Annotated in this window: 4 protein-coding genes; 1 reads left to right on the forward strand and 3 read right to left on the reverse strand. The window is 71.3% G+C overall.

The features are described 5' to 3' along the window. The first annotated feature begins 224 nt into the window (after positions 1–224). On the forward strand, positions 225–629 hold the full coding sequence (locus tag ACFWEE_RS13470) for an SsgA family sporulation/cell division regulator (RefSeq protein WP_386888772.1): 405 nt from the start codon (positions 225–227) through the stop codon (positions 627–629). On the opposite strand, the gene ACFWEE_RS13475 is transcribed toward ACFWEE_RS13470, so the two are convergent. From ACFWEE_RS13475 to ACFWEE_RS13485, 3 genes are all read right to left on the reverse strand, one after another. After that, entirely contained in the window at positions 557–988 is a 432-nt protein-coding gene (locus tag ACFWEE_RS13475; protein ID WP_386888774.1) for a hypothetical protein, read from the reverse strand. The genes ACFWEE_RS13470 and ACFWEE_RS13475 overlap by 73 nt on opposite strands. Positions 989–998: 10 nt before the next feature. Next, positions 999–1,691: an alpha/beta fold hydrolase gene (locus tag ACFWEE_RS13480; RefSeq protein WP_386888776.1), complete on the reverse strand. Its 693-nt coding sequence runs from the start codon at positions 1,689–1,691 to the stop codon at positions 999–1,001. Between the two features lie 359 nt (positions 1,692–2,050). After that, positions 2,051–3,448: a CHASE3 domain-containing protein gene (locus ACFWEE_RS13485; protein WP_386888778.1), complete on the reverse strand. Its 1,398-nt coding sequence runs from the start codon at positions 3,446–3,448 to the stop codon at positions 2,051–2,053. Positions 3,449–3,685: the final 237 nt, after the last annotated feature.

A 3,685-nucleotide genomic window follows, 5' to 3' on the forward strand; every position in this document is an offset into this window, starting at 1 on the left:
GGAGCAGAGCTCACCCCCATGCCGTCGGCCGGTCGTCCGGCCGGGTCCCCGAGGGTTGTCCCGCACTTCCTGGTGGGTGCGCGACGACAGTACGGCACCTCGCCGCGTCGTCGGAACGTCCGCATAAATCCAGTAGGGGGACGCACCTCCGCCTCGCGACGCACCGCACCGGACGCCGCGCACCGATCCACCACGCATCACGGGACAACCCTCAGGAGACGACCATGAAGAAGAGCCACCTCTCGCTGGAGATCACCCGCTGGCTGGACGACGATCTGGCCGTGGCGCTCGCCTGCGAGTTCTCGTACGACCCGCACGATCCGCTGGCCGTCACGATGGTCTTCCGCGCCGACAGCGAGTGGCCCGTCCGGTGGGTCGTCTCCCGGGACCTGCTCGCCGAGGGAATGTCCCTGCGCGTGGGCGAGGGCGATGTGGTTCTCTGGCCGGCTCACCAGCTCGAGGGCGTGGAGGCGACCTTCCTCATGCGGATCGGGGGCGCCTTCACGGCGTTCTTCGAGATACCCACCGAGCCGTTCGCCGAATGGCTCGCCGCGACCTACCTCCAGGTGCGGCGGGGAACCGAGCTGCAGGGTGTCGACTGGGACGCGCTGGTCCAGCTCGCCGAGTGAGCGGGCGGGGGTGTGCGAGGAGGATCGCGGCGGGGCCCGGCAGACCGGACAGGTCTGCCGGGCCCCGCCGCTCGGAACCGGTCATCCTCCGCCGCCCGCAGCGCGTCGTGCAGGCCGAGCACCAGGGCGAAGTGCCCCAGGTAGTTGACGGCGAGCTGCATCTCCCACCCCTCCGCACTCACCTGACGGGTCGGGAGCATCATCACTCCGGCGTTGGCGACCACGGCGTCGACCGGCCCCCGCCAGCTCTCGCAGAAGGCGTGCACCGACTTCAGGTCGGCGAGATCGAGCGGTACGGCCGCCGTGTCCGGGAACTCCGCGAGGAGCGCCCCGGCGGCTGGCACGGCGGTGCCGGCCACCCGCCGTCGGTCACGGCCCGGACGGTCGGTCGCGGACCATGTCGTCGATGAGCGCGGCCAGTTCCGCCGGACGGGACAGGTGCGGGGAGTGGCTGGTCGCGATGCGGCGGACGTCCTCGGTGCGGGCGGCCAACCTCTCCTGCACGGGGACGGCGAGGGACGCGTCCTGCTCGGTGACGACGTAGGAGGAGGGCACGGTGTGCCACCCGGCCCGGGTCACCCAGTCGGCGAACGAGCGGTGGTGCTGGTCGACCAGCCGGCCGAGGGCGAGGTCGGCCACCGCCTCGGGCACGTCCGCGTAGAGCTGTGCCCTGGGATCGTCGCTGATGGGGAACATCCCCTCCACCGCGTCGGGTTCGGGAGCGCCGACCATGGTGTACATCGACTCACCGACGTCGGGGACGAAGGCCGCCACGTAGATCAGCCGCCGCACTCGGGGGAGACCGGCCACGGCCTCGGTGGCCGGTATGCCGCCGTAGGAATGGGCGATCACGACGACGGGCCCGTCGACGCCCTCGCACGCCGCCCGGATCACCTCGGCGTCGTCCGGCACCCCGCCGTGCGCGTCGGGTCCGGAGGTGGGCAGCTTCACTGCGAGACTCGGGTAGCCGAGGGTGTCGAGCTCTCCGCGCAGCAGGTCCCAGGTGGAAGGCAGATGCCAGGCCCCGTGGACGAGAACCAGAGTGGGCCGCTGATCAGTCATGGTGTGTCTTCCCGTCATACCACTGCAGAACACGTCGGACAACATGTCCGATCGGAGTCTAAAGGTATGTGTTCCGCACGCGATGTGGGTTTGGGGCCTCCGGGACCGCCACGAACGGCCCGGCGACGCGCCCGGCGTCCGCAGTGCCTCGCCCGGCGGAGGGTACGGTGCCCGATCCTGCGGGGTGAGGGTTCCGTCGCACCACACGTATGTGAGAGACGCCCTCTCGCCGTCGCGAACCCGGTCGCCGCCCGGGAGCCCACCCGGCGGGTGCGCGCGGAGGGTACGCGCACCGCGGCCGGCCGCCCGCACCCGGGCCGGACTCCGCGGCCCGGCCCGTCGGGCGGTTGACGACGCGGTCACGCCGGAATCGGAATGCTTATCAGGATGGTGGTGCCACCGCCGGGAGGGGAGTCGATGACCAGCTTGCCGTCGAAGGCCGCCACGCGCTCGGCCAGACCGGTCATCCCGCTGCCGGCGACGGCCTTGCCCACGCCGCCGATGCCGTCGTCGGCGACCCTTATCCGCAGCACGTCGTCGAACTCGACGAGGACGTCGATCCGGGACGCGTCGGCGTGCTTGGCCGCGTTCGTCACCGCCTCGGCGACGACGAAGTACGCGTTCGACTCCACGGTGGAGGAGATCCGGCGCTCGTCCCTGCTGTCGACGACGATGGGGACCGGACACCGCGCGGCCAGGTCCCGCACCGCGGGGACCAGTCCCTTCACCGTCAGCACCAGCGGATAGATCCCCGAGGCGAGTTCCCGCAACTCGTTGACGGCCGTCTGCGCGTTGTCGATCGACTGGTCCAGCAGATCGGCCGCCGCCGCCTCGGTCCCGGGGAGCATCTCCCGTGCCAGCCGCAACCCGATCATGAGGCTCACCAGGCGCTGCTGCGCCCCGTCGTGCAGGTCCCGGGCGGTACGCCGGTGGACCGCCTCGGTGCTCTCCATGATTCTCCTGCGGCTGTCCTGGAGAGAGGCGGCCATGCTGTTGAAGGACGCGCCCAGGGCTCCGATCTCCGCCACCCTGCTCGGCGGGATCCGCACCCCGAGGTCGCCCTCCGCCAACTCCCGCGCCGCCGACGCCGTTCCGCGCACCGGTCTGACCACGGCGCGGTGCTGGAGCACGGTGAAGACCGCGACCAGCGCGGTCGACGCCGCGACCCCCAGGGCGGCGGCGAGCACCGCCTGGTGGCTGTTGGTCCCGGCGGCGTCCGTACGCTCCGCGAGCTGTCGGCGCTCGTCCGCCATGTACCGCTCGAACTGGTCCCGCAGGACGTCCACGCGCCGCTTTCCCTCGGCCGTCTCCGCCAGGCCCGAGGCAGCCGGATCACCTTGACGGACCATCCGGACCAGGGGGACCGAGTAGTCGTCCAGGAAGGACTCGACGCCGCGGGCGATCCGCTCCGCGGCGCGTCGCTGTTCCGGGGAGGTGGTGCTGTCGACGAACCGGCGCGTCATCGCGGGGAGCTTCTCGCGCGCCGTCTGCCAGGGCTCGAGGAAATCGTCCTGCTTCGTGATCACGAAGCCGCGCTCTCCCGTCTCCATGTCGACGAGCAACTGCTCCATACCGCCCGCCTCGACGAGGGCCGACCGGGACGCCCTTCTGGCCGAGATCGAGCTGTTCGCGTCGGCGATCGCCCAGAGCAGGATGGCGAACGCGACACCGATCAACAGGGCGAGCAGGCCGCTCGCCGCGACCGTGAGACTGGTCAGTCCCAGCCGTCTGCCCCCTCGTACCCGCCCTGCGTTCATGGACCGCCTGCCGATGGAAAGAAATGAGACACATAAGTGTGCAACGTATTCTGAGTCGAACACCGGAGGTTCGACGAAAGTCTGGTCGGTCCTCGGAGACGCCCGGCCCGGCGGTCGGAAGCCTCGTCCCCGGATCACATGGACGCGGCGGACCGAGCAGCAGCGCAGCCACTGGCGGTGGCTCGGGGCATGTGGTCCGCCGCCACCGGGGGACCCGCCCCGCCGACCCGCCCGCCG

This window comes from Streptomyces sp. NPDC060184, from assembly GCF_042728795.1.
Lineage (GTDB): Bacteria > Actinomycetota > Actinomycetes > Streptomycetales > Streptomycetaceae > Streptomyces.